The sequence below is a fragment of the Yersinia sp. 1252 StPb PI genome (assembly GCF_048593885.1).
Lineage (GTDB): Bacteria > Pseudomonadota > Gammaproteobacteria > Enterobacterales > Enterobacteriaceae > Yersinia > Yersinia enterocolitica_E.
This window is the reverse complement of the sequence record NZ_JAZGQE010000541.1, coordinates 1-336: the sequence shown is the minus strand read 5'-3', so window position 1 is coordinate 336 and position 336 is coordinate 1. Positions and strand designations below refer to the sequence as shown.

Genomic DNA, 336 nt, shown 5'->3' with positions numbered 1-336 from the left:
GTAGAGAACTAAAAGTTTAACGCGCAAATAACTGATGATGTGATCCATAACACTTAAGTCGGTTTTCTTTGTTACGTGACCGCTAAAAGTAAACTGTAGCAATACGGCAAGTATCAACAGAAAAGAATAAGTTAGTCCCGGATAAGCATTTTCGTACACCCATCTTAAGAACTCTACTCCATCAAAATTCATAGGTAATCCTTCTTGATTTATTTACAACATGCCAACACACATTACCTGCAATGAGTTTACGCTGCGTAAACTCTCGACCGCTTAAAATCAAATGCATAAGTTTACGCCGCGTAAACTTTGGTCATAATTCAACCTTTTGTGAAG

At 37.2% G+C, this 336-nt stretch carries 1 protein-coding gene; it reads right to left on the bottom strand.

The genetic code is table 11. From position 1 onward, the window contains the following. Positions 1–192: hypothetical protein (locus V2A85_RS24660; RefSeq protein ID WP_420072686.1), on the bottom strand; the 192-nt coding region annotated here is incomplete at its 3' end. Positions 193–336 lie beyond the last annotated feature (144 nt).